This window comes from Lactobacillus sp. UMNPBX4 (genome assembly GCF_002554115.1).
GTDB classification, from domain to species: Bacteria; Bacillota; Bacilli; order Lactobacillales; family Lactobacillaceae; genus Lactobacillus; species Lactobacillus gallinarum.
Genome location: NZ_PCZF01000146.1, coordinates 1 through 368, shown reverse-complemented (window position 1 = coordinate 368; position 368 = coordinate 1). Strand labels below are relative to the sequence as shown.

Sequence of the window (368 nt, the reverse complement as noted above, 5' to 3'; positions counted from 1 at the left end):
GCTTGTAAGGTAATATGATTAATACCTAACTCTTTTTGTAACTCCTGTCCAATATCTTGGTATAGCTGCTCTAATTCATCGGCTCTTAATCCTGGGGCTACATTAATATGCGCGTCCATCATAATAAAGTCATCGCTGTAGCGCCAAACATGGACATGATGGATATTTTGAACTATGGGGAACGATAAAACAATCTTGTTCACTTCATTCAAGTCGATATCAGGATTAGATTCCATCAAAACATTGGCTGCTTTCATTGTAATTTCATAAGCTTCATGCAAAACAAAGATTGAAACTAAAATAGTCAAAACTGGGTCAAGCCAAGTTACATTCCAGAAGTAAATGAAGATCGCACCAATTACAACCGC

Annotated in this window: 1 protein-coding gene; it reads right to left on the bottom strand. The window is 37.0% G+C overall.

What is annotated here, in order from left to right; all coding sequences use genetic code 11:
- Positions 1 to 368, bottom strand: a 368-nt coding sequence (locus CP355_RS10125; RefSeq protein WP_143468967.1) for a cation diffusion facilitator family transporter, incomplete at both ends; no start/stop codon positions are given.